The 26,972-nt window shown below is 39.3% G+C and carries 28 protein-coding genes, 3 pseudogenes and 1 other annotated feature; of the genes and pseudogenes, 29 read left to right on the top strand and 2 right to left on the bottom strand.

Annotated elements, in window-relative coordinates; all coding sequences use genetic code 11:
- Positions 1 to 74: 74 nt before the first annotated feature.
- The 22 genes and pseudogenes from MHI04_RS15715 (at position 75) to MHI04_RS15610 (ending at position 18,169) form a co-directional block, all read left to right on the top strand.
- Positions 75 to 1,355, top strand: coding sequence for a folylpolyglutamate synthase/dihydrofolate synthase family protein (locus tag MHI04_RS15715; protein WP_196243747.1), 1,281 nt, complete (start codon positions 75 to 77; stop codon positions 1,353 to 1,355).
- A complete protein-coding gene (locus MHI04_RS15710) occupies positions 1,352 to 2,602 on the top strand; it encodes a folylpolyglutamate synthase/dihydrofolate synthase family protein (RefSeq protein ID WP_058844887.1) in 1,251 nt (416 codons plus the stop codon). The genes MHI04_RS15715 and MHI04_RS15710 overlap by 4 nt, the downstream gene beginning before the upstream one ends.
- A 199-nt stretch (positions 2,603 to 2,801) precedes the next feature.
- Positions 2,802 to 3,446 carry a hypothetical protein gene (locus tag MHI04_RS15705; RefSeq protein WP_058844888.1) on the top strand — a complete coding sequence of 215 codons (645 nt, stop codon included), beginning with the start codon at positions 2,802 to 2,804 and terminating at the stop codon, positions 3,444 to 3,446.
- 98 nt (positions 3,447 to 3,544) lie between these two features.
- Positions 3,545 to 4,138: a Maf family protein gene (locus tag MHI04_RS15700; RefSeq protein ID WP_036124089.1), complete on the top strand. Its 594-nt coding sequence runs from the start codon at positions 3,545 to 3,547 to the stop codon at positions 4,136 to 4,138.
- Positions 4,139 to 4,171: 33 nt separating this feature from the next.
- Positions 4,172 to 4,639 (top strand): annotated as a pseudogene (gene radC / locus MHI04_RS15695) (DNA repair protein RadC); the annotation flags it as partial.
- A gap of 562 nt (positions 4,640 to 5,201) precedes the next feature.
- Positions 5,202 to 7,013 (top strand): annotated as a pseudogene (locus MHI04_RS15690) (reverse transcriptase domain-containing protein).
- A gap of 110 nt (positions 7,014 to 7,123) precedes the next feature.
- A pseudogene (locus MHI04_RS15685) lies at positions 7,124 to 7,327 on the top strand (JAB domain-containing protein); the annotation flags it as partial.
- A 572-nt stretch (positions 7,328 to 7,899) separates the two neighbouring features.
- Positions 7,900 to 8,919 (top strand): rod shape-determining protein, encoded by a 1,020-nt coding sequence (locus tag MHI04_RS15680; protein ID WP_058844000.1) that lies wholly within the window; start codon positions 7,900 to 7,902, stop codon positions 8,917 to 8,919.
- A 13-nt stretch (positions 8,920 to 8,932) separates the two neighbouring features.
- On the top strand, positions 8,933 to 9,847 hold the full coding sequence (gene mreC, locus MHI04_RS15675) for a rod shape-determining protein MreC (RefSeq protein ID WP_036124096.1): 915 nt from the start codon (positions 8,933 to 8,935) through the stop codon (positions 9,845 to 9,847).
- Positions 9,847 to 10,371: a rod shape-determining protein MreD gene (gene mreD, locus MHI04_RS15670; protein ID WP_080717089.1), complete on the top strand. Its 525-nt coding sequence runs from the start codon at positions 9,847 to 9,849 to the stop codon at positions 10,369 to 10,371. Before mreC ends, mreD begins: the two co-directional genes overlap by 1 nt.
- 27 nt (positions 10,372 to 10,398) lie before the next feature.
- Positions 10,399 to 11,067: a septum site-determining protein MinC gene (gene minC, locus MHI04_RS15665; protein WP_058843996.1), complete on the top strand. Its 669-nt coding sequence runs from the start codon at positions 10,399 to 10,401 to the stop codon at positions 11,065 to 11,067.
- Between the two features lies 1 nt (position 11,068).
- Positions 11,069 to 11,866 (top strand): septum site-determining protein MinD, encoded by a 798-nt coding sequence (gene minD / locus MHI04_RS15660; RefSeq protein ID WP_036124107.1) that lies wholly within the window; start codon positions 11,069 to 11,071, stop codon positions 11,864 to 11,866.
- A 93-nt stretch (positions 11,867 to 11,959) separates the two neighbouring features.
- Positions 11,960 to 12,514: a peptidoglycan DD-metalloendopeptidase family protein gene (locus MHI04_RS15655; RefSeq protein WP_036124111.1), complete on the top strand. Its 555-nt coding sequence runs from the start codon at positions 11,960 to 11,962 to the stop codon at positions 12,512 to 12,514.
- A complete protein-coding gene (locus tag MHI04_RS15650; protein ID WP_036124114.1) occupies positions 12,504 to 13,115 on the top strand; it encodes a stage IV sporulation protein FB in 612 nt (203 codons plus the stop codon). The genes MHI04_RS15655 and MHI04_RS15650 overlap by 11 nt, the downstream gene beginning before the upstream one ends.
- Positions 13,116 to 13,160: 45 nt before the next feature.
- Positions 13,161 to 13,238: a sequence feature (ribosomal protein L21 leader region), on the top strand.
- Positions 13,239 to 13,252: 14 nt separating this feature from the next.
- Entirely contained in the window at positions 13,253 to 13,561 is a 309-nt protein-coding gene (gene rplU / locus MHI04_RS15645; protein WP_036124117.1) for a 50S ribosomal protein L21, read from the top strand.
- Between the two features lie 16 nt (positions 13,562 to 13,577).
- Entirely contained in the window at positions 13,578 to 13,934 is a 357-nt protein-coding gene (locus MHI04_RS15640) for a ribosomal-processing cysteine protease Prp (RefSeq protein ID WP_036124121.1), read from the top strand.
- On the top strand, positions 13,931 to 14,230 hold the full coding sequence (rpmA, locus tag MHI04_RS15635; RefSeq protein ID WP_016991892.1) for a 50S ribosomal protein L27: 300 nt from the start codon (positions 13,931 to 13,933) through the stop codon (positions 14,228 to 14,230). Before MHI04_RS15640 ends, rpmA begins: the two co-directional genes overlap by 4 nt.
- A gap of 179 nt (positions 14,231 to 14,409) precedes the next feature.
- On the top strand, positions 14,410 to 14,937 hold the full coding sequence (locus MHI04_RS15630; RefSeq protein WP_036124127.1) for a Spo0B domain-containing protein: 528 nt from the start codon (positions 14,410 to 14,412) through the stop codon (positions 14,935 to 14,937).
- A 5-nt stretch (positions 14,938 to 14,942) separates the two neighbouring features.
- Positions 14,943 to 16,232, top strand: coding sequence for a GTPase ObgE (gene obgE / locus MHI04_RS15625; protein ID WP_036124130.1), 1,290 nt, complete (start codon positions 14,943 to 14,945; stop codon positions 16,230 to 16,232).
- 24 nt (positions 16,233 to 16,256) lie between these two features.
- The gene (locus MHI04_RS15620) at positions 16,257 to 16,712 is read left to right on the top strand and encodes an ACT domain-containing protein (protein ID WP_004226679.1); all 456 of its coding nucleotides are present in this window, start codon (positions 16,257 to 16,259) and stop codon (positions 16,710 to 16,712) included.
- Between the two features lie 164 nt (positions 16,713 to 16,876).
- Positions 16,877 to 17,758 (top strand): prephenate dehydratase, encoded by an 882-nt coding sequence (gene pheA / locus MHI04_RS15615; protein ID WP_036124134.1) that lies wholly within the window; start codon positions 16,877 to 16,879, stop codon positions 17,756 to 17,758.
- 18 nt (positions 17,759 to 17,776) lie between these two features.
- Positions 17,777 to 18,169: a DCC1-like thiol-disulfide oxidoreductase family protein gene (locus MHI04_RS15610; RefSeq protein ID WP_036124137.1), complete on the top strand. Its 393-nt coding sequence runs from the start codon at positions 17,777 to 17,779 to the stop codon at positions 18,167 to 18,169.
- A 175-nt stretch (positions 18,170 to 18,344) separates the two neighbouring features.
- On the opposite strand, the gene MHI04_RS15605 is transcribed toward MHI04_RS15610, so the two are convergent.
- A complete protein-coding gene (locus tag MHI04_RS15605; protein ID WP_089934703.1) occupies positions 18,345 to 18,878 on the bottom strand; it encodes a transcription repressor NadR in 534 nt (177 codons plus the stop codon).
- A 141-nt stretch (positions 18,879 to 19,019) separates the two neighbouring features.
- Here MHI04_RS15605 and MHI04_RS15600 point away from each other — a divergent pair, with 141 nt between their 5' ends.
- The 7 genes from MHI04_RS15600 to yajC all read left to right on the top strand — a co-directional run bounded on the left by MHI04_RS15600 (position 19,020) and on the right by yajC (position 25,955).
- On the top strand, positions 19,020 to 20,060 hold the full coding sequence (locus MHI04_RS15600) for a LysM domain-containing protein (RefSeq protein WP_089934705.1): 1,041 nt from the start codon (positions 19,020 to 19,022) through the stop codon (positions 20,058 to 20,060).
- Positions 20,050 to 20,928, top strand: a complete 879-nt coding sequence (locus tag MHI04_RS15595; protein ID WP_342535778.1) for a phosphotransferase — start codon at positions 20,050 to 20,052, stop codon at positions 20,926 to 20,928. Before MHI04_RS15600 ends, MHI04_RS15595 begins: the two co-directional genes overlap by 11 nt.
- A gap of 112 nt (positions 20,929 to 21,040) precedes the next feature.
- Positions 21,041 to 21,661: a Holliday junction branch migration protein RuvA gene (gene ruvA, locus MHI04_RS15590; protein ID WP_036124149.1), complete on the top strand. Its 621-nt coding sequence runs from the start codon at positions 21,041 to 21,043 to the stop codon at positions 21,659 to 21,661.
- An 18-nt stretch (positions 21,662 to 21,679) separates the two neighbouring features.
- A complete protein-coding gene (gene ruvB / locus MHI04_RS15585) occupies positions 21,680 to 22,684 on the top strand; it encodes a Holliday junction branch migration DNA helicase RuvB (protein WP_036124152.1) in 1,005 nt (334 codons plus the stop codon).
- A 16-nt stretch (positions 22,685 to 22,700) separates the two neighbouring features.
- Complete coding sequence (queA, locus tag MHI04_RS15580; protein WP_036124157.1) at positions 22,701 to 23,741, top strand: tRNA preQ1(34) S-adenosylmethionine ribosyltransferase-isomerase QueA; 1,041 nt, start codon at positions 22,701 to 22,703, stop codon at positions 23,739 to 23,741.
- 56 nt (positions 23,742 to 23,797) lie between these two features.
- Positions 23,798 to 24,943, top strand: a complete 1,146-nt coding sequence (tgt, locus tag MHI04_RS15575; protein WP_036124159.1) for a tRNA guanosine(34) transglycosylase Tgt — start codon at positions 23,798 to 23,800, stop codon at positions 24,941 to 24,943.
- Positions 24,944 to 25,688: 745 nt separating this feature from the next.
- Positions 25,689 to 25,955: a preprotein translocase subunit YajC gene (gene yajC, locus MHI04_RS15570; protein ID WP_036124438.1), complete on the top strand. Its 267-nt coding sequence runs from the start codon at positions 25,689 to 25,691 to the stop codon at positions 25,953 to 25,955.
- 74 nt (positions 25,956 to 26,029) lie between these two features.
- Here yajC and MHI04_RS15565 read toward each other — a convergent pair whose 3' ends face one another.
- Positions 26,030 to 26,908 carry a polysaccharide deacetylase family protein gene (locus MHI04_RS15565; protein WP_342503567.1) on the bottom strand — a complete coding sequence of 293 codons (879 nt, stop codon included), beginning with the start codon at positions 26,906 to 26,908 and terminating at the stop codon, positions 26,030 to 26,032.
- Positions 26,909 to 26,972: the final 64 nt, after the last annotated feature.

Below are 26,972 nucleotides of genomic sequence, written 5' to 3'. Positions count from 1 at the left end.
CGATGTTATTAAACATTACTTGTACTAAAATAAAGGTATTGCAGTAAGAGGGAGTGTTTCTTTTGTTTAACACAATGAACGAATGTACAAAATTTATCTTTACATTAAAAGCAGTTGATCATAAACGTGCACCACTTGTCCTCATGCGAGAAGTACTTGCCCATTTAGGTCATCCGCATAATCAACTACGTGTAATTCATGTGGCAGGTTCAAATGGCAAAGGCTCTACGGTGAATGCCTTAAGAGAAATGCTACAACATGCGGGTTACAAAGTAGGAGCATTTACGTCCCCGCATTTGGAGAGAGTCAATGAACGGATGACTATTAACGGCAAGCAAATCTCGGATGAGCAATTTTTAGCCTATTTCAATCAACTAGCCAAAATTATAGAAGAACAATACAATGGCGATTTTCCCAGCTTTTTTGAGGTAGTCACACTGATTATGTTTCAATATTTTGCCCATCAAGGAGTAGATATAGCGATTATTGAAACAGGGCTTGGAGGACGTTTAGATGCGACCAATGTCGTCACGCCGCTTTTAGCGATTATTACAACGATTTCGCTAGAGCATACTGCATTTTTAGGTGATACATTCGCAAAGGTTGCCAGTGAAAAAGCAGGCATCATCAAAAGAGGCGTACCAGTTGTAGTAGGAGTTAGGAATGAGGAGGCATTAGCTGTTATTAAAGCCACGGCAGAGGAACGACACGCACCATGCTTCGTTTTAGGACAAGATTTTACGGTGACAAATAGTGAGCAAGGCACAGATTATCAGCAATTTACATATAAAAAAGAACAGGTCGTGATGATGGATGTACCTTTAAAAATGGCTGGTCCCCATCAAATTAATAATGCAAGTCTTGCTATTACGGCTCTACTTTTATTACGTGAAGACGGATACCTTTCCTTTGCTGATGATACAATTCGTCAAGGACTACAACGCGCACAGTGGGCTGGCCGTTTCGAGCAATGGCCGAATCATATCGTGCTAGATGGCGCTCATAATTCAGAAGGTACAGCTGCCCTAATCCAAACACTCAAGGATGTCTATCCTAACAACCAATATCGATTCATTTATGCAGCATTGGCTGATAAGGATCATGCCAACAGTATAGAGCTAATGGATGCTGTAGCGATTTCAATTGCTTTTACGCAAATAAACCTGCCCAATGCAATGCCTGCCGAGAGCTTAGCGATGTTATCGACACATGCACATAAAACTCATCACGAAGAATGGCTAGAAATTGTTCAAACTGTACTACATGAACGCCATGAAGAGGATATTGTGGTCATTACAGGTTCTTTATACTTTATAGCGGAAGTTCGACAATGGCTACAGGAGGAAGGACAATGATTCCAAAACTTGATCATTATAAAGAAAAATGGCATGTCAAAAGCGATGATGTGATTAAACCTGGTCTTGAGGCGATTGAAGAGGCCTTGTCCTTAGTAGGAAACCCCGAGCAAACATTGCGTGTTGTCCACTTAGCAGGCACAAATGGTAAAGGATCTACGTTAACGTTTCTGGAGGCAATTGCTCAAGAACATGGCTTACGCGTAGGCAAATTTATGTCTCCATGTATAGTGGATGTCCATGATCAAATTCAAATAGCTGGTCACCCTATAACGGAAGCTGAAATGGATCGAGCTTTTCAACAAATGCAACAGGCAGAGCTTAGTGAAAAACTAACGGATTTTGAATTACTAACTGTAGCTGCATTTTTACATTTTGTGAATGAGCACGTGGATATCGCGCTTATTGAAGCAGGTATGGGTGGGTTACTGGATAGCACGAATGTGGTAACACCGATTGTCTCCATGATCCCAAGCATCGCGTTAGAACATACAAAATTTTTAGGAGATACGCTTGCCCATATTGCCCGTCACAAAGCAGGCATTATTAAACGATCTCGCCCTGTCATTATAGGTGATTTACCAGATGAAGCTAAGCGTATTGTTGATGATGAAGCCGCTCGGAAAAATGCCAATGTTCTAGCATTAGGTCAACATTTTACTGTCAAATCAACAGCTGATGGAGAATGCTATACCAATGTAGTGCAACAGTTTCAAATAGCAAAACTAACTCGGTCTATGAAGGGAACACATCAAGCGAATAATATGGCACTTGCCATTACAGCATTTTTTGAAGTGGCATCTGTATTAGATGTATCTACGAGTGAAGTAGCTATACGTCAGGCAGTGCAAAGGGCTACTATTTTAGGACGTTTTGAAGAAATAATGCCCTGTGTTATTTTAGATGGTGCTCATAATCCAGCAAGTGCGGAAAAATTAGTGGAAACGATTCAATGTGAGTTTCCAAATGAGCGCATAACATTTGTTATCGGTATATTAGCAGATAAAGACGTACAGCAGATTCTCCGCCTTTTTGAGCAGGTCAGCGATAATTTTTATTTTGTTGATTTTGACAATCCGCGAGCGATGACTGCGCAACAAATGCTAACCCTTTCCAATGCAGCATCCAAAGCTGTCCTTGTGGATTATGTACCTTTTTTACAGGCGCAGTCACTAAGTCAGCAAAGAACAATCGTATCTGGCTCATTGTATTTACTAACAGCGGTACGTAATAGATTAAAAGAATAAACCGACTAGGACTCTTGAGAGGGAGTCCTAGCTTTTTTATAGCTAGAGACCATGTTTTCCTTTCAACAGTTCTGTAGCAAATCACAATTAACTCGCATTTACACTTCGTAATCTACATATACTTATATCATATTGAGTCATCGAATTTTTGCAACGCTACTAGTTGGATAGATCGGTGGAAGGGTGAGGTGATAGATGCATGAAAATTGTAAGTCATGTGATAAAAAAACAAATATTTCGAGCAATGATTATTGGTGGATTTGTTGGTTTATTAGGTGTGGCGATTTTTTTAGGCGTGTTACAGGCCAGTACACAGTTACCGTTAAAGATAAATGGTAGTGAAGTAGCAAATAATCAATCAAAAACAGAGACGATTCCAACTGCCGGTGAGACAACCAATACATCTAATGCCCCTATGTTTTTTGCCAGTCAAGCAGGTGTGTATTCGAATTATGAGAGTGCCAGTTCTTTTGTTGCGGAATACCCAGCATTAAAAGAGAGTGCGATTGTTCAGGTTGATGGAAAATTCTATGTATGGACAAGCATGGTAACAGAAGAAAGTCAGCTAGAATTTTTACAGGAACCCGCAACCTTTAAAAAAGCATTTACTGTCAGTGGCGCAAGCTGTAAAGAACCAACACTTGCAGAACTGCCAACAGCCTTAGCAGACAAAAAAGCTACAAAATTAAATTTTAAAGAAAATGGAAAGGACTCTACATTACCAGAGGATTGGCAATCAATTGGAGCGGCTGCCTCTACTATTTCCAACGATGTTAACATTATTCGACTGCATGTTTTTGCGCATTATCAATCTAAAAATACATGTCTTCAGGTGAAGTTTTAAGCATAAAAGACCGCGAAAGTATCATTATCTTGATTTTTTGAAAATTTTCAAATCGTCTATTCTTCGTTATCATAAGGATAAGGAGGAATGGTCAGATCATGTTGAAAACAAATTATAAGCTTGTCCTTGCTTCTGCGTCACCAAGGAGAAAGGAATTACTGGGCATGTTAGCACTTCCGTTTGAAGTAATGACTAGTGAAGTGGAGGAAACAAGTGTACAAGCCAACACTATGCAGGATTATGTAAAGGGAGTGGCTCTATTAAAGACGCGTGATGTAGCCAGAAAAGCACCTAATGCCACGATTATTGGTGCAGATACAATCGTGGTTTACAAGGATGAGCTACTACATAAACCAAAAACACGTGAGGAAGCTATTTCACATTTACAGCGATTGTCAGACAACAAGCATGTTGTTATGACAGCGGTAGCAATTATCGAACCAAATGGAAAAGAAACGATTTTTGTAGAGGAAACTACAGTTATTTTTCATCATTTATCACAAGAGTTAATTGAAGCCTATGTAGATTCTGGAGATCCATTTGATAAAGCTGGTGGTTATGGTATTCAGACAGTAGGCACACTATTAGTTAAACGAATTGAAGGAGATTATAACAATGTTGTAGGTCTACCACTTGCAGCTTTGTTTTCGCAATTGGTAGCACGACAAATTATCCAATTTGCGAAGGAGTGAGTATTTTTGCTGGAAGAGGTTTTACCAAGTTTGATGATACGTGATGTCCATATGGAGGATCGTCCTCGTGAACGGCTGTTACGGCAAGGGGCTGAAAGTCTATCCAATCAAGAGCTGCTCGCCATTTTATTGAGAACAGGGACGAAGGAAGAATCTGTACTTGCTCTTGCAAATAGAGTATTAAATGTGTTTGAACGTTTACATCATTTGAAGCATGCAACCATCGAAGAAATGGTGGCTATTAAAGGAATCGGTGAGGTGAAAGCCATTCAATTACTCGCAGCCATTGAACTTGGTAGACGATTGGCTCAAAAACAAAATATTGAGAAATTTACGATACGTTCTCCGCAAGATGCAGCAGCCTACTTAATGCCTGATATGACGTCGCTTAACCAAGAGCATTTTGTTGTTCTTTTTCTGAATATCAAGAATCAAATTATTCATAAACAGACCATTTTTATAGGTAGTTTAAACGCCTCGATCGTTCATCCCAGGGAAATTGTGCGCCCATAAGGGTTTATAAGGAATCTGCTTTCGCATAGCAGTAGGGACATATCACAAGCTTCACCCTATCATCAGCCAACTTATCTGAAAGGGAAACCGGACAGGGAGTGTAGCATGTTGGAAAAGCCATAAGTTACTTAATGACCGAAGTACGACTGAATGGCGAGATGAATTGTATAAATAAGGATAAAGGCTAAACTGCTTGAATGACAGCTCAAGGGGGACTACGGGGACCTTTAGCGGGAGGTCATGATTTACGCTATTTGAAATGTGCATTGTCCTTAAAGATTTCGAGGTCAATGATGTGATACCATTTCACCCAACTTTCGTATAAAAGTAACGAGCGAACGTCATATCCGACATTATACATGCGACAAGTCTTTATAAATCTAAATGGGGATTACCTAAGTCAGAATGCCTTTGGGCTATGTGTATAGACACTGAATATCTGATATGGTAACGGAGCTCTCGTAGTAGTCCGAGCTAGGGAAAGCCTAGTACATGGCGAAGGGGAGCAGTTTACAACGTTAATACAAAATTGGGAAGGAGCGGAGGCTCTATGAGAATTCCAAAAGTAGTATTAAATCGTCTAACTGCCAAAGCAAAAGATAAGAATTATGTATTTGAACGGCTATATCGTAACTTATACAATAAAGAGTTCTATTTTGAAGCTTACGCAAAATTGTATACAAACAAGGGTAGTAATACAAGAGGGATCAATGAAGATACGATTGATGGTATGAGTATAAAACGTATTGAAAAGCTCATTGAAAAATTAAAAACGCAAACGTATCAACCAAATCCAGCACGACGGACGTATATCCCAAAAAAGAACGGGAAAACAAGACCGCTTGGCATTCCTACCTTCGAGGATAAATTAGTCCAAGAAGTTGTCCGGCGATTACTTGAAAGTATTTATGAACAGCATTTTTCCATACACTCTCATGGATTTAGACCAAATCTTAGCTGTCATACAGCATTGAAAGAAATCCGCAATACTTTTACGGGGACAAGATGGTTTATTGAGGGGGATATTAAAGGCTTCTTCGATAATATAGACCACCATGTATTAATAAATATTTTAAGAAAACAGATTCAAGATGAAAAATTCATCAATTTAATCTGGAAGTTTTTGCGAGCAGGCTATGTGGAAGATTGGGTATTTCACAAAACTTATAGTGGTGCACCACAAGGCGGGATTATTAGTCCTCTGTTATCGAACATTTATTTAAATGAACTCGACAAATATGTGGAGCAATATATAGAAAGCTATAATAAAGGTGATAAACGTACACACAATCTTACTTATCATAACTTAGCATCAAAAATTGCGAAGAGAAAAAGTAACAATAAACGTGATTGGTCTAAATTAAGTGAAGAACAAAAGAAAGAACGGTTAAAAGAATTAAAAGCGCTTTATGAAGAATTACAAAGCCATGATAGTAAAGACCTTTTTGACCCAAATTACCGACGCTTAAAATATGTGCGGTACGCAGATGATTTTATACTAGGTGTCATCGGTAGTAAAAAGGAAGCCGAACAAACTAAGCAAGACTTGAAAATGTTCTTAAAAAAACAACTAAAGTTAGAGTTAAGCGATGAAAAGATCTTAATTACTCACAGTAAGAAAAATGCGCGTTTTCTTGGGTATGATATTCGTGTTATGAGAGATTGGCATAGAATGAAAATGCCAAATGGAACAAAAAAGCGTAAGTTCAACTATCAAGCAAAGCTTTTCGTTCCACATGAAAAATATATCCAAAAACTTCTACAGTTAAATGCGTTAAAAATAGGAGCAAACAATGGTTGGAAACCCATTCATCGCCCGTATTTGGTGCATAATGATGATCTTGAAATTTTACGTACGTACAATGCGGAAATAGAGGGCTACTACAATTACTATCGTCTAGCGAGTAATGTACATGTTTTACAGTCTTTCCGTCAAACGATGAAATACAGCATGATTAAAACGTATACGAATAAATATAAAAGTACTGTCAGCAAAATTATCACTAAATATAAGATTAATGGGAAATTGGGTGTTCGATATGAAACCAAAGAGGGTCTAAAAATTGCTTATTTTACAGAGCAATGAATGGAAAAGAACGATACGATTAAACAGCCAACAGTTGATATAGTTGAAAATACATTAATTTATACAGGGCGAACGAGTATGATTGACCGATTACTTGTCGAAAAATGTGAATGGTGCAGTATAGTGGGAGTACCACTTGAAATGCATCACATCCATAAACTAAAAGGTTTAAAAGGCAAGAAAATGTGGGAACAAAAAATGATTGCCCGAAGAAGAAAGACAATGGCGTTATGTACATCGTGTCATCACGATTTACATAACATAATGGTAAGTTAGATTAAAGTAAATGGAAAGCCGTATACTCTGAGAGGAGTACGTACGGTTTGGAGGGGAGTTCTTGGAAACCTAATATAGAAATATATTAAGGCGCTGGGTTCTCACCCTACTTTCGAGAAGCTGTTAAACGGTCTGCCGCTTCCATTATTTGTGCTCATAATCATCCAAGTGGTGTGCCAACACCTAGTACGGAGGATATTGAGGTAACGAAGCGAATTGTTGAAGCCGGTTATATTATCGGTATTGAATTAATTGATCATGTGATCATTGGTGATCATCAATTTATTAGCATGAAAGAAAAAGGGTATTTTTAACTCTGCATGAAGCATGCAGAGTTTTTTTATGTTGAGCCAGCAAATGCTTTTTATACAGAAAGTTAAACATCTTCGTTAGGCAGCTATAAAATTTTTGTATTTTTTTGTGGTTTATTGGCGAACCTTTTTCATTACAAATCGTTAATGTATTCATAGAAACGCTATTATCTTCACAAAAATTGGTAGCCTGATACACGTTGTCTTATGAGAATAAAAATTATATGCTAATCTATACGTACTATTTTTAGTTTAAGAGGGAATTAAAATAGTATCTTTTCTGTGAGATGTAGTATGTGACACTACAAATTCTTGCGCTTTTCCGTTATAATGAACGGTATGAATTTTATCTTTATTCAGGAAGGACTCCCATCGAAATTGGTGGTGAGGTGAATGAGTGTGTAATTTTTTCGAGGTGTCAATCACCAACTGATGAAGATAAAAGCTTTGACAGGTGTGATAGGCTTTGAGAGGAGTCAATTGTGTTTTTTACACAATTAAAGTTCCTGCACATTGTCGTCAAAGATAATGGATATCAACGAAAGTATGGCTTATATAGAAAGGGAGTACACAATTTGTTTGGACTAGGAAGCAAAGATGTCGGGATTGACCTCGGCACAGCGAATACATTAGTGTTTATTAAAGGAAAGGGGATCGTTTTACGTGAACCTTCAGTTGTAGCAAAAAATACAAAAACAGGAGATATCGTTGCCGTTGGTAATGATGCGAAAAATATGATTGGTCGTACACCTGGCTCAATCGTAGCAATTCGTCCAATGAAAGATGGCGTTATTGCTGACTTCGATATTACAACAGCAATGATCGAATATTACTTAAAAGAGGCATGTAAAAACTCTGGAGGCAACTGGAAAAAACCGAATGTGATGATTTGTGTGCCTTATGGCATTACATCAGTGGAGCAACGTGCGGTTATTGATGCAGCACGACAAGCGGGTGCAAAAGAGGCGTTCACAATTGAAGAGCCATTTGCAGCAGCAATCGGTTCAAATCTTCCTGTATGGGATCCTACTGGCTCAATGGTTGTTGATATCGGTGGTGGTACAACAGAAGTTGCCGTTATTTCTTTAGGTGGTATTGTAACGAGTGAATCCGTACGTGTTGGTGGGGATGCGATGGATCAATCCATCATTTCGTATATTCGTAAAACATATAATTTAACAATTGGTGAACGTACTGCAGAAGCTGTGAAAATGGAAATTGGTACGGCATTGGCAGAAGGTCCAGAGAATAAAATGGATATTCGAGGACGTGACCTATTAACTGGTTTACCAAAAACAATCGAAATTTCTTCACAGGAAATTTCTGAATCATTGCGTGAAGCGGTTGCCTCTATTATTGACGGCGTTCGCAAAACATTAGAACAAACCCCTCCTGAATTATCTGCTGACGTAATGGAACGTGGTATTGTATTAACTGGTGGTGGTGCGCTATTAACAAACTTAGACAAAGTTATTAGCCAAGAAACAAACATGCCAGTCTTTATCGCAGAAGATCCGTTAGACTGTGTAGCAATTGGCACAGGTAAAGCATTAGATCATATCGACTTAATTCGTCAACAACAAGTAAAAGGGTAAGGAGGTTGAGGCAATGCCACACTTTTTCTTCAATAAGAAAGTAATTTTGCTGCTCGTAGGTATGGTTTTTCTTGTGGCATTGATTAGCTTCTCATTACGTGATCGGACGAATGCAACTTTACCAGAGCAAATTATTAAAGATACTGTCGGCGTCGCACAATCGATTGTTGCGAAGCCGGCGAATTATATTAATGGTATTTTTAATAGTATTGACTCCCTCTTAAACACGTACGAAGAAAATAAACGTTTAAAAGCACGCTTAGAAGATTTTGCAGTTGTACAAGCTGAAGCTACGGATTTAAAATCAGAGAATAACAAGCTACGAGAGCTATTGGATAAAACCGAGAGCTTGAAGGCATTTAATCCAATTCATGCAACAGTGATTGCTAGAAATCCAGACCAGTGGGAAGAGAAAATCATTTTAGATAAAGGGTCTTCTCATGGTGTCCAAAAAAATATGGCAGTTATGACGGCGAAAGGTTTAGTAGGGAAAATTATACTAGTAACACCTTTCACATCTGAGGTAGAGCTTTTATATACAAATAATCCAAACTATCGTGTTTCTGCGATGGTATTAGGAGAAAAAGAAGCATACGGTTTAATCGAGGGCTTTGATGAAGAACGTAATAAACTCATTATGAAGCGAATCGATTCTAGCTTAACGGTGAAAGAAGGCGAGCAAGTAGTTTCTTCAGGGCTTGGTGGTATTTTCCCAAAAGGTGTCCCAATCGGAGAAATTACAGAAGTTAGTACAGATGATCATGGCTTAACAAAAATGGCTTATGTCAAACCATCTGCTGATTTTTCAATTTTAGAACATGTTGTCATTGCTAAACGTACATCAACAGTTATTGATGGCTCAGACGGCAATACAACAAATGAAGATTTATCGAATCCGCAAGAGGCGAGTGAAGAGGAGGCGGAATGATGGTTCGATTTCTCATCCCCTCTGTAGCGGTTTTACTATTCTTATTAGAGCCAGAATTTGCTATGCTTTCCCCGATTGAAATTAAAGGGGAAGTCTATTTTCTGGTACCACGTTTTTTAATCTTATATTTAATTTTTATATCCATCTATTACAGCCGTAAACGTGCGGTAATGTATGGAGTTTTTTTTGGTGTCTTGTATGATGTGTTTTACATTGATATTATTGGATTATATTCAGTGCTTTATCCACTTATATGTTTTTTAGCAGGCTCTATCGTGAAAGTTATCCATCAGCACTTAGTTGTGACAACGACAATTTCAGTTGTACTAGTAGCCATTTTAGAATTCATACTATATCAATTTTTCTTCCTAATTGATTTTACAGCAATACCTTTAGCGGATTTCTTACGTTCACGACTACTACCAACAATTATTGCTAATGCTTTATTTTTAATGATTCTTGGTTGGGCCTTCAAATATCTAATTAATGCGCGTGTCTTACAGAGAGCACGTGAAGTTTCTTAATAAAGAACAACGTGAGGTGAGGCATTCATGAAAAAACAGTTAGTTAATATGAAGGGAACGAAGGACGGTTTTGTACTACGTCTAGACGATCAATGTTCGTATAGCGAGTTAGTAGAAGAATTGAAGAAGAAAGTGTTAGAAGGCGGTATCGATGGTAAAGTAGATGTACAATTATACTTAGGCTATCGATACTGTACTGATGAACAAATGAATGAGCTGATAAAAATTGTAGAAGAAACGGAGCAACTTATTGTATCTAAGGTGCAAAGTGAAGTACTGACTGTCCAAGAAAGCAACCAGAAAATGATTGAAGGTCAACAAGATACATATATTGGTGTGGTCAGATCAGGACAAGTTCTGCGTTCATCAGGGGACATTATCATTGTAGGCCATGTAAATCCAAACGGTCGAGTAGAGGCTGGCGGTAATGTATATGTCCTAGGTAGACTAAAAGGAATTGCACATGCGGGTGTGCATGGCAATAAAGAAGCAATCATTGCAGCATCTCGATTTGAAGCCACACATATCATGATTGCTGATCAAGTTCAGGCAATGTCAGATGAACATGTAAACGCGATCAATCAGGCAGAAATGACTTGTGCATTTCTTGGCTATGATGGACGCATTACGTACGATCAAATTCATGCCTTAAAAAATATACGACCATTGTTAAATGTGTCTAAGGGAGGAAGCTAGTGTGGGAGAAGCGATCGTCATAACTTCAGGTAAGGGCGGTGTCGGTAAAACAACGACAACGGCTAACCTTGGGACTGCATTGGCTCTACAAGGTAAAAAAATATGTTTAGTTGATACAGATATCGGCCTACGCAATTTAGATGTCATTTTAGGTCTCGAAAATCGTATTATTTATGACCTAGTTGATGTGGTGGAAGGACGCTGTAAAATCCATCAAGCATTAATTAAGGATAAGCGCGTAGATGAGAAACTATTTTTATTACCTGCTGCTCAAACAACGGATAAAAACGCTGTTACCCCTGAGCAAATGAAGAGCTTAGTAGAGGAATTGAAAAGGGATTATGATTATGTATTAATCGATTGCCCTGCCGGTATTGAACAAGGCTATCGTAATGCTGTCGCTGGTGCAGATCATGCGATTGTTGTGACAACACCTGAAATCTCCGCTGTTCGTGATGCAGATCGTATCATTGGTTTACTTGAACAAGAAGAGATTACAGCACCTAAACTCATCATTAATCGTATTCGACAGCATATGATGAAGAGCGGTGATACATTGGATGTCAATGAAATTACTACACATCTTTCTATTGATCTATTAGGCATTATTGTCGATAGTGAGGGTGTCATCTCATCTTCCAATAAAGGTGAACCAATCGTCATGGACCCATCAAATAAAGCATCATTGGGCTATCGCAATATTGCCCGTCGTATTCTTGGTGAGTCCGTGCCATTGATGGCTATTCAAAATGAGCAAAGAGGTATGTTTTCAAAACTTAAGGCTCTATTTTCAAAATAAATGACAACCTTTTCGTACAAATGTACGAGAAGGTTTTTTCTTGTGCATGTTTGGACATGCAATCTCATATAGTGTGGAAAAAAGGATGAGAGCTTGTTTAAAAAATGGAAATGGTTCGTCACGATACTACTTGTGGCAGCAATCATGCTTGTAATTCGTTTAGAAGATCAAGGCGTAGTAGATACACCCGTTCGAAAGCTTGTAACAACCTCTGCAGATTTAACCTATTTAAGTGAGCTCGGACAAAGTTGGTTCGAAAAAGAAAAAGAGACCATCATGGTATCAAGTGATGTAGGGCAGGCCGATCTTCTAACATTTGCTAATGCCCAAGTTTTTAAAGAAGGTTATTTATTGCAGTATGATGTTGGTTTACCGATCTATGCTGGGCAGAATGGGTTGGTGGTTTTTACTGGTCATACAAAGTATACGGGCAAGACTATGACAATCAGCTATGAGGACGGGACAACGGTATCTTATGGTATGTTAGATAGTTTAGCGCAGCTCCCTTATACATCGATTCAAGCTAATGATTTAATTGGTATGAAAGAAGCTGGTCAATTATATATGTCCATTGAAAAGGGAGATACTCATTATGATTTAGAGCAAATTGTACAATGGCTTGAATCGACGGAGACCAATGAGGATTAAATTACATCTTCTATGTATCCCTCTGGTATTTGTCATGATTTTTAGTGGACAATTAGCTTATTACGCCATCATTTTATTTTCTTTGCTGTGGCACGAGGCAGGTCATTTAGTAGCAGCAGTATTGTGCGGAGTGAAGGTGAAATCATGCGTTATTACACCATATGGGGGAGAAATTCAATTTGAAAATCCAGCGGTTGTGCAAGCTTCGTCACTCCTATGGATTGCATTAGGAGGACCAATCGCTACCATTATTGGGATTGGCCTCGCTTTTTTTATGCCTGATCTGCTCGCCACTAAGCTAATAACTGTACAATTAGTGTTACTGGCTGTAAATATTGTGCCCATCATACCGTTAGATGGTGGCAGGCTAGTATTAGCCTGGCTATTTTTAAGTTATCCAAGAGCTCAAGTGGTGGAAATGTATTATTGGTTGTCTTTCATCATTGCCACTACACTATTACTAGTCACTTTCAAGTTCTTGCCACAGTCTATTTTTTTAGCCATCATTAATTTATTCATTTGGCTGCAAGCATTGAAAGAATGGCGCTATCGAAAATATAGAGTTGCTTTTGAAAAATATGTTATGAATAGATTGACTTAAAAAAAAACGTATGGTAATATTTTAATGTTATTGTTTGTAGCACCCGTGCTACTACAACCGCTCTGGAAAGGTTTAAGTATCTAATAAGATCACCTTTTAAAACAGGCGAGTCTGAGTCTAAGAGGAGGTGCAGTAAAATGTACGCAATTATTGAAACTGGTGGTAAACAAATCAAAGTAGAAGCTGGTCAAGAAATCTATGTTGAGAAATTAGGCGTAGAAGCTGATGAGGTTGTTACTTTTGATAAAGTATTATTCGTAGGTGGCGAAAACGTTAAAGTTGGCGCTCCATTCGTAGAAGGCGCTACAGTAACAGCTAAAGTTGTTAAAGAAGGCCGTGCGAAAAAAATCGTTGTTTTCAAATTGAAAGCTAAAAAGAACTACCGTCGTAAACAAGGTCACCGTCAACCTTACACAAAATTAGTTGTTGAAGCAATCAACGCTTAATTGTGAGGTGTAGCGAATGATACAAGTTACGATTCATCACAATGAAAATAGACATGTGTCAGCATTTGAATTTTCAGGACATGCTGGGTACGATGAATCTGGTAAAGATTTAGTGTGTGCAGGAGCATCTACTATTGCCATTGGTACAGTAAATGCTATTTATGCATTATTACAAATTCAACCAGAAGTCGAACAAGCTGCTGAAGGTGGAGGCTATCTTAAGGTAGATTTACCATCAGATTTAGAGCCTGAAGTAGATGCAAAACTACAGTTAATTGTTCAAGTAATGACTGCCCAAGTGTATTCTATGGTGCAAAATTACGGACAATACATCCAAATCAACTACAACCAAGTAGGAGGTGGAACTCGATGAAATTATTATTAGCATTAGATCTTCAACTTTTCGCATCGAAAAAAGGGGTAGGTTCTACTAAAAACGGACGTGACTCTGAGTCTAAACGACTTGGTGCTAAACGTGCTGATGGCCAATTCGTAACTGGTGGTTCAATTCTTTACCGTCAACGCGGTACAAAAATTTACCCAGGTACAAACGTAGGTCGTGGTGGTGACGATACACTATTTGCTAAAGTTGACGGCGTTGTTAAATTCGAACGCTTAGGTCGCGATCGCAAACAAGTATCTGTATATCCAACTACACAAGAAGCTTAATCTTTTATAAGATAACATAAAGCGGAGGACTGCATTTATTGCAGTCCTTTTTTTGGCTAAATTTCAACAATGCCGATTCTGGTCTCAATTAAGCTGAGGCATAATTGATTAAAGAATTAAGGGAAAAATAGAGCAAAACTTGTTATACTAGTAAGGATAACTTTATTGGAGTGAATGGGATGAACAATCAATCACTAACCATTAGTGAAGTATTACGTTTTGCAAATCATGATTATGTGAATCAACTGCAACTGATTCGCATGAATTTAGATTTAGGTAGAATTGATGAATCAAAGAAACTTATTCAACATTATTCAGAACAATTACGCGTGTTTTCTATCCTCAATCGACTACAATTACCACAAACAATTGAGTGGCTACAAACAGCAGGATGGCGTTATCCATCACTAGCATGGAAGCTAAGCGGTGAGATAAAAAAGCCAGTGACCAACAATATTGATCGGGAAGTTGTAGATTATTTAAACAAAACAGTTATGCATGTTTATGATACATTAGATCCATTTACAGAGCAGATCCTAACGCTTGATGTACGTGTTGACGATCATACATTTGCCGTGACATTCACGCTAAATGGGTTATGGAGTGCTGATGCATTCACCGAAAAAGGTTTGAAACAATTCGACATTCAAACAATTGAGCAGACAACTACGCGCTGGCAATATGTCTTGAGTGCAAATAGGGAGTGAACTAAATGTTTGTCGATCACGTAAAGATTTTTGTTAAAGGTGGCGACGGTGGAGATGGTATGGTTGCCTTCCGTCGAGAAAAATATGTACCTAATGGTGGTCCAGCTGGTGGAGATGGTGGACATGGCGGTAACGTCGTATTTGAAGTAGAAGAAGGCTTACGAACGTTAATGGATTTCCGCTATAAACGTCATTTTAAAGCGCCTCGTGGTGAACATGGGATGAGTAAAGGCATGCATGGTAAAAATGCAGAGGATTTAATCGTTAAAGTTCCACCAGGCACAGTGGTTATGAATGAAGAAACAAATGCAGTTATTGCCGACTTAGTCGAGCATGGGCAAAGAGCCATTATTGCGAAAGCTGGCCGAGGTGGACGAGGAAATTCTCGTTTTGCCACTCCTGCCAACCCAGCGCCAGAACTTTCTGAAAAAGGTGAGCCAGGACAAGAATTAAATGTTATATTAGAGTTAAAAGTTTTAGCAGATGTAGGATTAGTTGGTTTCCCAAGTGTTGGTAAATCAACGCTTTTATCAGTGGTTTCTGCTGCTAAGCCAAAAATTGGTGCATATCATTTTACGACAATTGTACCGAACTTAGGCATGATTGAAACGGAAGATCACCGAAGCTTTGCGATGGCAGATTTACCTGGGCTTATTGAAGGGGCACATGAAGGGGTAGGATTAGGCCATCAATTTTTACGACATATTGAACGTACACGCGTTATTGTCCATGTTATTGATATGTCAGGAATGGAAGGTCGCGATCCATATGAAGATTATTTAACAATCAATGAAGAGCTAAAACAATATAATCTTCGTTTAACAGAGCGCCCACAAATAATTGTAGCCAATAAAATGGATATGCCAGATGCAGAAGAAAACTTAGCAGCATTCCGCCAAAAGGTAGGAGAAGATGTTCAAATTTTCCCAATTTCTGCTGTTTCACGTCAAGGGTTAAAAGAGCTGTTGTTTGCCATTGCGGATCTACTGGAAGTAACGCCTGAATTCCCACTATATGAAGATGTAGAGGAGCAATCAGACGCAACTGTCATGTACAAGCATGAGGCAAAAGGTGAAGATTTCGAAATCACTCGTGACGATGATGGTACATTTATTATTAATGGTTATGCCATTGAGCGTTTATTTAAAATGACGGACTTTAGCCGTGAAGATGGTATTCGTCGTTTTGCTCGTCAATTGCGTGCAATGGGTGTGGATGAGGCTCTGCGTCAACGTGGAGCACAAGATGGCGATACAGTACGCCTACAAGAGTTTGAATTTGAATTTGTCGATTAAGACATGAGTTTTAGGGGGAAGCGTATGAAGAATGTTGCGAATCAGCGATATTATTTAGTTCGTGAGGATGTTTTAACGGATGCAATGCAAAAAACTTTGGAAGCGAAACACTTACTATCAAGTGGTTCAGTATCTTCCATTTGGGATGCGGTAAAGCAGGTGGATTTATCGCGAAGTGCGTTTTACAAATATCGTGATGCGGTTTTTCCTTTTCATTCAATTGTGCAGGAACGCATTTTAACAGTCTTTTTACAGCTTCAAGATAGAAAAGGAACACTTGCTAAGCTTTTAGAAACTGTGACAATTACACATTGTAATGTATTGACAATTCATCAAACGATTCCGATTCAGGGACGTGCCAATGTTACTTTATCATTAGATGTAACAAGCATGACCTGTGATCTTGATGACCTCATTCAGCAATTAAAGCGCTTAGATTTTGTAGAATCAGCAGAAGTAATTAGTTCTGGAGCATTATAATAACAGTACAGTGTTCAATCCTTTAATTTTTGACAAAAATGAATTATCGTGTTTAATAAGACTGCTAGGTCAGAATGCGATAACAAGCTCAAATAAGGAGCTGTCCCAACAGTGAGTAATCTCGCGGGACTGCTCCTTATTGTGCCATAAAGGAGGTATTTGCAATGACAAAGCAACAATGGGAAAATAGAATCGCCTATTTAGGACCAGAAGCATCATTTACATATTTAGCAACAAAGGCTACTTTTCCAAATGAGTGGCTTGTACCGTGTGCGACGATTCCAGAATGTATAGAGGCTGTCGCGGAGGGAAAGGTGGATTTAGCCGTCGTTCCGCTAGAAAATGCCTTAGAGGGCTCTGTAACATTAACATTAGATTATTTATTCCATGAGGCAACACTCTATGTGACAGGTGAATTATTGCTAAAAATCCAGCAGCATTTAATGGTGAATAAAGCGCAAAAGGATCATTGGCAGTCTATCGCAGGTGTTTATTCCCACCCACATGCACTAGCTCAATGTCATAAATACTTATTTTATCGTTTCAGTCATGTGCCATTACATCAAACAACTTCCACAGCGGCAGCAGCGAAATATGTATCAGAAAATCCACAAGAATGTATAGCCGCAGTAGGCAATGCAGCAGCAGCCGAAAAATATGGCCTTGACATAGTTGAATCGAATATCCATGATTTCCATTTTAACCATACACGTTTCTTTGTACTGTCCAAGCAAAATAAACGATTGCCGCAAGAGCTATCTGAAGGGCAAGCTAAGACAACGTTTATGATTACATTGCCAACGGATCGTTCAGGAGCATTGCATCAGGTGCTTTCTGTTTTTGCATGGCGTCAACTGAATTTAAGTAAAATTGAATCACGTCCACTTAAAACGGGCCTAGGTGATTATTTCTTTATGATTGATGTATTAGCAGATGAAAAAGAACCGATGATGCGTGGCGCCATGGAAGAATTAGCTGCACTAGGCTGTAAGGTAAAATCTTTGGGTACTTACTTCACTTATGTTACATCAGACGAGGCAGAATAGCTGTAGGGAGGAATGGTAATGGCTGGCATCATTTTATTTGATGGTATCTGTAATTTTTGTGATAGCACTGTTCAATTTATTATCAAACACGATGAAGCTGGCTATTTTCAATTTGCGTCACTTCAAAGTGATATCGGCCAAGCATTGCTCAATCAGTACAATATACCAAAGAATATAGATAGTGTGATTCTGATTGAACAAGGGAACGTCTCGCTGGAATCTACCGCAGCATTAAACATATGCAGGAAATTGGATGGACTGTGGCCTTGCTTCTATGCCTTGATTCTTGTTCCCCCCATTATCCGTAATGCGCTGTATCGATTATTTGCTAAACAACGCTATCGTTTATTTGGTCAAAAAAGTGAATGCTTATTGCCCACACCTTCTCAACGGCAACGATTTCTTTCCTAGTAGCGCACGGGTTTATAATATCCGCAGAGAGTGGAAAAATACTTTCGCTCAGGATCAAAATACTCGCGAAGAGAAAAGAAATACTGTCGCTCAAGCGTCCAATCAGAAGCATAACATTTGCAATCAAAACAGAAAGCACCGTATGAAAAAGGATATCATACGGTGCTTTTGCTATTTATTGATCTGACACTAAGTAGCTCTTTTTTTGTAAGGCTTGTTCAATTAAAGTTAAAACTTCAACAGAGGGTGCAGAGATGACATGCAGATGAATGCCACCAGTAAGGGCGGATAAATAATTAGCCTGTGTGGCATTGACACGTTCGATAAACTGTTTCACCTCATGGCGATTTGATACCATAATGGAGGCAGTGAGTTCACCATATATTGGATGTTCTACAATAACATTTTTGACAGTACCACCACAATCGACAATGGTCATTAATTCATCCTCTGTTTGCTCTGAGGTATGCAAGCAAGGGAACGTACGTTCAACGGTTTGCTGTAATTGTTCCTGATGCATATAAAGATAGCCCTGGCTTGTGGCAATAATGGGCTCATTTCTTGCCTTTAATAGAGTCATATCATTGACGATAACTTGTCTAGAAACATTGGCGAACTTAGCCAAGTCTGTCCCAGTTATAGGTGCTTTACTGTTTTTTAATTGCGCTAAAAGTTGCAGTCGGCGTTCTTCGCCTAACATTTTTTTCATAAGAGTTCACCTCTGCTCATAATAAAGGAATCAGCATTCCTTATGTTTTAGTGTACCATGAAGCATTTCTAACTTGCTGAAATTTTTGTATCCAAATGAAACATTGAACATATGATACGTAGAGAGGAAGGGAGGAAAAAATTGCGTATTCATATTGTTCAAAAGGGAGACACCTTGTGGAAGATTGCGAAAGAGTACGGCATTTCGTTTGAAGATTTGAAGCGGCTCAATGTCCATCTTGCCAACCCAGATTATATTGTTCCAGGTATGGAAATTATATTGCCTGAAAAAATAAACAAAGAGCCGCATAGAGAATCACATAAAGAAATGCCGAAAAAGGAAACACAAGTGCATAAGGAGGCACCGAAGGAAAGTCCTAAAAAAGAGGTACAGCGACCGATGCCACCACCGCCGCCTATTGTACCGCCACCACCAGCTCCTATGCCAATGCCAGAACCACAAATGATTCCGATTCCAATACCGATGCCAATGCCTATGCAAATGCCACAACAACCGATGTGGGTACCGCAGCCTGTGGAAATGAATTGGCACCAACAATTGGTGATGCCACAAATGGAGCAAAATGTTACAACACCACCTGTACAAATACAGCCACCACCACCGCCAGCACCTACACCACCACCTGTAGCTCAACCGAAGCCAATGCCACAACCAGCGCCACAGCCACCGATGCATATCATGCCACAAATGCCTGCTGTCCCACATTGCTCAAGTTGTCATCAACCGATCTATCATCAAATGTGGTGGCCGATGATGCCAATGCAACCTCAGGTCGAGCATTATACGATGCCACAACAGCCAATGTCTTGTGACATGCCAGATCATAAAGTAGGTGGGATGGAAGACTTTTTAGAGTCTACATCACCATTCTTCCATACACAGGATCAGCAAATGAAGCCACAAATGGATATGATGCCTGATATGAATATGGGTCAATCTTGTGGCTGTGGTACACAGCCAATGATGATGCCTGATATGAACATGGGTCAATCCTGTGGCTGTCATCAACAACCAATGATGATGCCTACATGGCAAATGGATCCTTGTCATTGTCCGCCACCACCATGTCCGACACATTGTCCACCGCCGTGCCCACCAGCAGGGGGACAATGGATGTCACCGCACTATTTCCCAGGCGGGATGACGCCTTATCGATGGTGAAAAAGCGTATATTGTAGAAGAGTTAAAGTCAAACATTTGGAAATATAAGTATGAATCGAATCATTATTTTGTCAAACGAGCGAAGCAAGTGGAAATTGCAGAGAAGGTGAGAGCAATTCATCGCCAGTTAGGACGCATGGAGCCTTCTCTGATCTTACCATTGGTCCAGAGTGATGATGAGCAGTTAATTGTGCAAGTATGGCAAGAAGGAAGCCATGGTGCTAACTTTGCATATAAAAAAGATCGCGAAGAATCTCTTAAATTATTAATAGCTTTACATGATACACATAAAAAAATAGCTTGGCAGCGAGTGCCAGGCTTGCATACCTACTCGCAGCTTTTAAAATGGCAAATGCGTCATATGCGTTTTAAAAGTAGAAGAAATGAGTTTCGAGCTTTTTTAACAAAAGAAGAAATTGATCAAATTGTGCATTATAGTGATAAATCTTTACAACTGATTGCATTAGAGGATGCGCCTGAAAAAGAAATCACACTATTACATGGGGATGTGGTTCATCATAATTTTTTATGGTGCTCTGATGGACAATTACGTTTAATTGATTTTGATTTAGCACATCTTGGCGAAGCAGATGATGAATATATTTTATGGTTGCATCGTGTATTACCTGCTGTTGATTATGATCTTGGAAAAATTTTTGCCGAATTACCTGAGCTGAAACGACTGGATAAAAGAAAGCTCCATCGTTTGAAATATCCGAATGAGCTATTACGAGAATGGCTTTTTGCAGTGGATTTACCACTAGAGCAACAGCTAGTATTTTTAGATTATTTAGTGCCATTCACAAAACGAGCCCTCACCTATTGGCCAAAACTGTGGTACGATGTTGATAGATTTGTTAAAAAATGACCGTCATTTGGCGGTCATTTTTGTTTGGCAACAGCACTTTTGCCACTACTTTTTGTCGAGCATTCGTTCGCTATATGCTATAATCGAAGACGATGATTGTGAGGGATTATAGATGTATGATTATTTAAAAGGACAAGTAACTCGTATTACACCTGAGTTTATAGTATTAGAACAACATGGTATTGGCTGGCAACTTCATACGCCCAATCCGTTTGCATTCCGCACATCAGCCCTAGAGCAACAGATATATGTTCATTTGCATGTACGAGAGGATGCACAAGTTTTATATGGTTTCCCTAATCTAGATCAACGTGAGCTATTTCGAAAGCTAATATTAGTATCTGGCATAGGGCCAAAGGGGGCTCTAGCGATTTTAGCTACTGGGAATCCGCAACAGGTTATTAGTGCCATTGAGCGGGAGGACGAAGCGTTTTTAGTGAAGTTCCCTGGGGTTGGGAAAAAAACGGCACGTCAAATGATTCTTGATTTGAAGGGCAAGCTAGGTTCGTTATTAGATACATTGGAGCTTCCTAGTGCAGAACATGAGCTACCATTGTTTGGTGTGAATCCTTATAAGCATGAGCTAGAAGAAGCTATACTAGCGTTAATGGCACTTGGTTATTCTGAAAAAGAGCTCGAAAAAATTCGTCCACAGCTTGAGGACAACGACAAGCTGGAAACGACAGATGCCTTTATGAAACAAGCATTGCAACTATTGCTAAAAATAAAATAAGGAAAGGAGGGAAGGTGCATGTCTGAACGTATGATGGCAAGTGAGGCAGGTAGCTATGATGAGCAGTTTGAATTATCTTTACGCCCTCAAAAATTAACGCAGTATATTGGGCAACATAAAGTGAAGGAAAACTTACAAATATTCATTGAAGCGGCAAAGCTTCGCCAAGAAAGTTTAGACCATGTGCTGTTATATGGACCTCCGGGACTTGGTAAAACGACATTAGCTGCTGTTATTGCGAATGAGATGAATGTCAATGTACGCATGACGAGTGGCCCTGCAATTGAGCGCCCAGGGGATTTAGCAGCTATTTTAAGTTCACTTGAGCCTGGGGACGTTTTATTTATAGATGAAATTCATCGACTCTCCCGTGCCATTGAAGAAGTGCTATATCCAGCAATGGAGGACTTCTGTTTAGATATTGTGGTGGGGAAAGGTCCAGAAGCACGTTCTGTACGCCTTGATTTACCTCCCTTTACCCTTGTAGGTGCTACAACAAGAGCTGGCGCCTTATCAGCCCCTTTAAGGGATCGCTTTGGTGTGTTACTACGCTTAGAATATTATGATGATCGTTCACTTGCTGAAATTGTGGTGCGAAGTGCTCATTTATTTGAGGTGAAAATTGAGCAAGTAGCGGCAATGGAAATGGCGAGACGCTCACGCGGAACACCTCGAATTGCGAATCGTCTATTAAAACGAGTACGAGATTATGCACAAGTGCTTGGAGATGGTATGATAACGGAGGGTCTTGCACAGCAAGCGCTAGAGCTGTTACAAGTTGATCCTAGAGGGCTTGATCATATCGACCATAAACTTGTAACGAACATGATTGAGCGCTTCCAAGGCGGTCCAGTGGGCTTAGATACGCTTGCGGCATCGATTGGTGAGGAACGGGTTACGATAGAGGATGTATATGAACCTTATTTGATGCAAATTGGCCTTATTCAACGTACACCACGGGGAAGAGTTGCCACACATTTAGCCTACGAACATTTTGGATATGAGTATCCACAACAAACATAAAGAAGGAAGTTTTTTCATGCGTGTAGAAGATTTTGATTTTGAATTACCAGAGGAGCTTATTGCTCAAACGCCATTAATTGATCGTACTGCGAGCCGCTTAATGGTTGTTACACCTGGCGCTACTAAAGTAGAGCACCACCATTTTGCTCACGTTTTAGATGAGCTACATGCTGGAGATTGTCTCGTATTAAATGATACAAGAGTCTTACCTGCTCGCTTAATGGGTGTGAAAGAGGAAACAGGTGCACATATAGAAGTATTGTTATTAAAGCAATTAGCTGGTACAGATGAGTGGGAAACACTTGTAAAACCAGCTAAGCGTGTAAAAGTAGGAACTGTTATCACATTTGGTGAAGGTTTATTAACAGCTACTTGTACAGGAGAGCTTGAACATGGCGGACGTACATTTGACTTTCATTATGATGGCATCTTTTATGAAATATTAGAGCAACTTGGTGAAATGCCGTTGCCTCCATATATTCGTGAAAAACTTGAGGACAAGGATCGTTACCAAACGGTTTATGCCAAAGAACGTGGCTCAGCTGCAGCACCAACAGCGGGACTGCATTTCACGGAGCAATTATTAGAGCAGGTAAAAGCGAAAGGTGTAGAAGTGGTCTTTATCACGCTACATGTGGGTCTCGGCACTTTCCGTCCTGTTAGTGTGGATTCGATTGAAAACCATGAAATGCACGCTGAATTCTATAGTGTGACCGAACAAGCGGCAGATACGATTAATCGTGTTAAGCAAAACGGCGGCAAGGTCATAGCTGTTGGGACAACCTCTACACGTACATTGGAGACAATTGGCTCTAAATATGAGGGGGAAGTGCGAGCAGAACAAGGTTGGACGTCTATTTTCATTTATCCAGGCTACAACTTTACGGTGGTGGATGGGTTAATTACAAACTTCCATTTACCGAAATCAACACTTGTCATGCTTGTTAGTACGCTAGCTACTCGAGAAACTATTTTAAGTGCCTATCAGCAAGCAGTGGAGGAAAAATATCGCTTCTTTAGTTTTGGAGATGCGATGTTTATACGTCCGAAAAAATAATAGTGGATATAATCGAAGTACTGTTTTTACTTCAGATAAGAGAGGATTTTTAGTTTATGACACAACCAGCAATTCGATATGAATTACTTCATACTTGTAAACAAACAGGAGCACGTCTTGGCATCGTCCATACACCACATGGCTCCTTTGAAACACCAGCATTCATGCCAGTGGGCACACAAGCAACTGTTAAAACGATGTCGCCAGAGGAATTAAAAGAAATGAATGCTGGGATCATTTTGTCCAATACGTACCATTTATGGCTTCGTCCAGGCAATGATATTGTCAAGGAAGCAGGCGGACTCCATAAATTTATGAACTGGGATCGTCCTATTTTAACGGATTCAGGTGGTTTCCAAGTGTTCTCCCTAAGTCAATTCCGTAAAATTGAGGAGGAAGGCGTTCATTTCCGTAATCACCTTAATGGAGATAAGCTATTTTTAAGCCCTGAAAAAGCAATGGAAATTCAAAATGATTTAGGGTCTGACATTATGATGGCGTTCGATGAATGTCCACCATTTCCTGCGACACATGATTATATGCTGCAATCAGTTGATCGTACAACACGTTGGGCAAAACGCTGTAAAGAAGCGCATAAGCGTCCAGAGGAGCAAGGTTTGTTTGGGATCATCCAAGGCGGAGAGTATGAGGATTTACGCCGTCGTTCAGCAGAAGCATTAGTGGAATTAGATTTCCCAGGCTACGCAATTGGTGGATTATCTGTTGGTGAACCGAAAGATGTGATGAACCGAGTGTTAGAATTTACGACGCCAATGATGCCTGAAAATAAACCACGTTATTTAATGGGGGTTGGCTCACCAGATTCTTTAATTGATGGAGCAATTCGTGGGATTGATATGTTTGACTGTGTGCTGCCAACACGTATTGCGCGTAATGGTACACTAATGACATCTGAAGGCCGTCTAGTGGTGAAAAATGCTAAGTATGCACGTGATTTTGGTCCAATTGATCCGAATTGTGATTGCTATACATGTAAAAACTATTCTCGTGCTTATGTTCGACACCTTATCCGTACGGAAGAAACGTTTGGTATTCGTTTAACGTCTTATCATAATCTACATTTCCTATTGAAGCTGATGGAACAAGTGCGTGAAGCCATTCGTCAAGACCGCCTTGGTGATTTCCGAGAAGAATTCTTTGAAAAATATGGCTTCAATGGGCCAAATGCTAAGAACTTTTAAGCCATTACGCCTTTCATTTTATGTTACTGAATCGAAATAAAAAAGGTCATGTCAACGGCATAATAAGCAATTTTGTAAGGCGAGGGGTTGATTTCCGTTCCACCAGCGTCCTTTCCAGGGGGCGTCAGATGAGCCGCTTCACTCACTGCGTTCGCTCCAGGGTCTCCTCTATGACGCTAAATCCCCTAGGAGTGACACTGGCTCCACTCCAATCAACCATTCTGCAAAAATGTCTTTTCCTTATCTTTCATACGAGCCGTATTTGTAAGATTAGAGAAAGGATAGCCTCTTTATTTTCAATGTGGAGAAGTGATGAGTGACAACACCCTCCATAAAGAGTAATGAATACCTTCACTTTATTTGAAGATCTTTGCTAAACAGAAACATTTTTATGGATTGGAGTGGAAGGCTACTTGACTCCCGTGGGATAGCTCGGCGCTCGCCCACAGGAAAGCAAGTAGCCTGCAACGGAAATCCTTTTTCACCTTTCATATAAATTCTATGGATGGTTTTGTTTTTCAACACTATGAAAGGACATTAGGCAGTGCCTAATGTCCTTATACTATGGCAATCGTTTTGTAAAAGCATTCAAATCTTTGTAAAAAGTGAATATTTCTAGCAAAATAATGTCAATCATAGAAAAAATATTAGTAATTGAGAAAATTTTTTGGCTTGTCCATCGCTTTTTATTGGTGGAATAGTCTATACTAAAAAAGTGAGATTTGGAAAGGGGGCAAGATATATTATGGATCAATTATTAGGATTAGCGCCAATATTATTAATGTTCGTTGCAATGTGGTTTATCTTAATCCGTCCAGCTAAAAAAAGACAGCAGGAAACACAAAATATGCAAAGTAGTTTGCAACGTGGAGATAAAGTCATTACAATCGGTGGTCTACATGGTGTCGTAGATGCGATTGAGGACACAGCAGTGACGTTAAAAATCGCTGACAATGTACGAGTGAAATTTGACCGTCAAGCAATTGGGCGAATTGTTAATGACAATCAGTAACAAAAGAGAAAAGGCTTACAATAGGGCATTAGCTATGTTGTAAGTCTTTTTTTACACATGAAGCGAACTCATGGCTAGTTAGCTGTTTTTATTTTATGGATCAATACTTCACCAGAATCTTTGCCGTTTACAGTTATTCTGCTTAACGTAAACAGAGAATCGCCCCTTTTCACATGTTTATTTTGAATAACAAAGGCCATCTTAAAACCAGCTTCTTTTGCTAATTTTATGGTGGATGGTGAATGAATGCCGTAAGGATAGCTAATAGCAATGGGCTCATAGCCAAGTTTTTCTTTTATTATTTTTCGTGAGCGAATAAAATCATTTCTAACTCTTTCTTCGTATGCATGATAACTTTCAAGTTGTCCGTCTACAAAACCTGGTCCATATACCGCACCATTTAGCCTACCGTTTTCTGAAGGTAATTTATAATGCAAATCCCATGTGTGACTCTGAACTGTCATATAATCCTTCATTTCCTTTAACTGCTCCCAGCTCATCTTTGGAATTTCTTTTGGCTGTTGAATTTTTTCATCATTTTCTAGGATTCGGCTTGCAATCACAAAGATTTCTGCATGCATATCGTATTTTTTTAAAACAGGGTATGCTTTTTCATAATTGCTTAAATACCCATCATCAAACGTAATTAATATAGGCTTTGGAGGTAATGGCGTTTGCCCATTTAAGTAATCATATAATTGCTGAACAGAAATGGTATGATATCCTGCACCTTTCAGCGCCCTCATTTGATTTTCAAAATTTTCGGGTGAAATAACTGTAGTATTATTTATATGTTCCTCTAAATGATGATACATAAGAACCGGTATTTCCGGCTCTTGGTATCCGTAAATAGGGGAGGGGCTTATTAGCAACAGCAGCATATAAACAACAACGAAAACAATTATTTTCCTTGTCATGTTCTCACCTTGTTTGTTTTTATAGTCGTTAAGCATTTTGTTCTTTGTTATTGTGTACGAACAAGTGGAGACTATTCCTTGAAAATTGTATAAAAAACAA

The sequence above is a fragment of the Lysinibacillus sp. FSL K6-1151 genome, from assembly GCF_038630755.1.
Taxonomy (GTDB): Bacteria; Bacillota; Bacilli; order Bacillales_A; family Planococcaceae; genus Lysinibacillus; species Lysinibacillus fusiformis_D.
The sequence above is the reverse complement of the archived record's forward strand: the minus strand, read 5'-3'. Positions and strand labels throughout refer to the sequence as shown.

What these genes read in the sequence shown, in the direction of transcription:
- MHI04_RS15700 (WP_036124089.1), top strand. Translation starts at nt 3,545, where the DNA reads ATGTTGAAAACAAATTATAAGCTTGTCCTTGCTTCTGCGTCACCAAGG.
- mreC (WP_036124096.1), top strand. Translation starts at nt 8,933, where the DNA reads ATGCCACACTTTTTCTTCAATAAGAAAGTAATTTTGCTGCTCGTAGGT.
- MHI04_RS15605 (WP_089934703.1), bottom strand. Translation starts at nt 18,878, where the DNA reads ATGAAAAAAATGTTAGGCGAAGAACGCCGACTGCAACTTTTAGCGCAA.
- tgt (WP_036124159.1), top strand. Translation starts at nt 23,798, where the DNA reads ATGACACAACCAGCAATTCGATATGAATTACTTCATACTTGTAAACAA.
- MHI04_RS15620 (WP_004226679.1), top strand. Translation starts at nt 16,257, where the DNA reads ATGAAGAATGTTGCGAATCAGCGATATTATTTAGTTCGTGAGGATGTT.
- mreD (WP_080717089.1), top strand. Translation starts at nt 9,847, where the DNA reads ATGGTTCGATTTCTCATCCCCTCTGTAGCGGTTTTACTATTCTTATTA.
- ruvA (WP_036124149.1), top strand. Translation starts at nt 21,041, where the DNA reads ATGTATGATTATTTAAAAGGACAAGTAACTCGTATTACACCTGAGTTT.
- MHI04_RS15710 (WP_058844887.1), top strand. Translation starts at nt 1,352, where the DNA reads ATGATTCCAAAACTTGATCATTATAAAGAAAAATGGCATGTCAAAAGC.
- queA (WP_036124157.1), top strand. Translation starts at nt 22,701, where the DNA reads ATGCGTGTAGAAGATTTTGATTTTGAATTACCAGAGGAGCTTATTGCT.
- MHI04_RS15705 (WP_058844888.1), top strand. Translation starts at nt 2,802, where the DNA reads ATGAAAATTGTAAGTCATGTGATAAAAAAACAAATATTTCGAGCAATG.
- MHI04_RS15610 (WP_036124137.1), top strand. Translation starts at nt 17,777, where the DNA reads ATGGCTGGCATCATTTTATTTGATGGTATCTGTAATTTTTGTGATAGC.
- rpmA (WP_016991892.1), top strand. Translation starts at nt 13,931, where the DNA reads ATGAAATTATTATTAGCATTAGATCTTCAACTTTTCGCATCGAAAAAA.
- MHI04_RS15565 (WP_342503567.1), bottom strand. Translation starts at nt 26,908, where the DNA reads ATGCTTAACGACTATAAAAACAAACAAGGTGAGAACATGACAAGGAAA.
- MHI04_RS15715 (WP_196243747.1), top strand. Translation starts at nt 75, where the DNA reads ATGAACGAATGTACAAAATTTATCTTTACATTAAAAGCAGTTGATCAT.
- MHI04_RS15640 (WP_036124121.1), top strand. Translation starts at nt 13,578, where the DNA reads ATGATACAAGTTACGATTCATCACAATGAAAATAGACATGTGTCAGCA.
- ruvB (WP_036124152.1), top strand. Translation starts at nt 21,680, where the DNA reads ATGTCTGAACGTATGATGGCAAGTGAGGCAGGTAGCTATGATGAGCAG.
- MHI04_RS15630 (WP_036124127.1), top strand. Translation starts at nt 14,410, where the DNA reads ATGAACAATCAATCACTAACCATTAGTGAAGTATTACGTTTTGCAAAT.
- obgE (WP_036124130.1), top strand. Translation starts at nt 14,943, where the DNA reads ATGTTTGTCGATCACGTAAAGATTTTTGTTAAAGGTGGCGACGGTGGA.
- rplU (WP_036124117.1), top strand. Translation starts at nt 13,253, where the DNA reads ATGTACGCAATTATTGAAACTGGTGGTAAACAAATCAAAGTAGAAGCT.
- pheA (WP_036124134.1), top strand. Translation starts at nt 16,877, where the DNA reads ATGACAAAGCAACAATGGGAAAATAGAATCGCCTATTTAGGACCAGAA.
- yajC (WP_036124438.1), top strand. Translation starts at nt 25,689, where the DNA reads ATGGATCAATTATTAGGATTAGCGCCAATATTATTAATGTTCGTTGCA.
- MHI04_RS15650 (WP_036124114.1), top strand. Translation starts at nt 12,504, where the DNA reads ATGAGGATTAAATTACATCTTCTATGTATCCCTCTGGTATTTGTCATG.
- minC (WP_058843996.1), top strand. Translation starts at nt 10,399, where the DNA reads ATGAAAAAACAGTTAGTTAATATGAAGGGAACGAAGGACGGTTTTGTA.